The sequence below is a fragment of the Mycolicibacterium bacteremicum genome, assembly GCF_002086115.1.
GTDB classification, from domain to species: Bacteria; Actinomycetota; Actinomycetes; order Mycobacteriales; family Mycobacteriaceae; genus Mycobacterium; species Mycobacterium bacteremicum.
This window is the reverse complement of record NZ_MVHJ01000072.1, coordinates 1-977: the sequence shown is the minus strand read 5'-3', so window position 1 is coordinate 977 and position 977 is coordinate 1. Positions and strand designations below refer to the sequence as shown.

The window sequence follows — 977 nt, the reverse complement described above, 5'->3', positions numbered from 1 at the left end:
TAAGGCGTCGGCGGAGCAGTTTGCGCCTCGGGAGTTGGTCGAACTTGCTGTTGCTGCCGAGGAACACGGTATGGACAGTGCGACGGTGAGTGATCATTTCCAGCCGTGGCGTCATGAGGGTGGGCACGCTCCGTGGTCGCTGGCGTGGATGACCGCGGTGGGGGAGCGTACCCAGCGGTTGCAGTTGGGGACCTCGGTGCTGACTCCGACGTTTCGGTACAACCCGGCGGTGATCGCGCAGGCCTTCGCCACGATGGGGTGTCTGTATCCGAATCGCATCTTTTTGGGTGTGGGTACCGGTGAGGCGCTCAACGAGATCGCCACGGGCTATGAGGGTGAGTGGCCGGAGTTCAAGGAGCGTTATGCCCGGTTGCGGGAGTCGGTGCGCTTGATGCGGGAGTTGTGGCTGGGGGATCGGGTCGATTTCGAGGGTGAGTTCTACAAGACCAAGGGTGCGTCGATCTATGACGTGCCCGAGGGGGGTATCCCGATTTATATCGCCGCGGGTGGGCCGCAGGTGGCCAAGTACGCCGGCCGGGCCGGGGATGGGTTCATCTGCACTTCGGGTAAGGGCGAGGAGCTCTACAAGGAGAAGTTGATTCCGGCGATGCGTGAGGGTGCGCAGGCGGCGGGTAAGGATCCTGATGATGTGGATCGGATGATCGAGATCAAGATTTCTTATGACACCGATCCGGAGGCGGCGTTGGAGAACACCCGGTTCTGGGCGCCGTTGTCGTTGACCGCGGAGCAGAAGCATTCCATCGATGATCCGATCGAGATGGAGAAGGCGGCGGATGCGTTGCCGATCGAGCAGGTCGCCAAGCGCTGGATTGTGGCCTCGGATCCTGATGAGGCGGTGGCCAAGGTGAAGGATTATGTGGACTGGGGTCTGAATCATCTGGTGTTCCATGCTCCCGGGCATGACCAGCGCCGGTTCCTGGAACTGTTCAAACGCGATCTGGAACCGCGGCTGCGCA

The 977-nt window shown here is 61.5% G+C and carries 1 protein-coding gene; it reads left to right on the top strand.

Going from position 1 to position 977, the window contains the following annotated elements; all coding sequences use genetic code 11:
- The coding region (gene fgd / locus BST17_RS28520) for a glucose-6-phosphate dehydrogenase (coenzyme-F420) (protein WP_083062362.1) at positions 1 to 977 on the top strand (977 nt) is incomplete at both ends.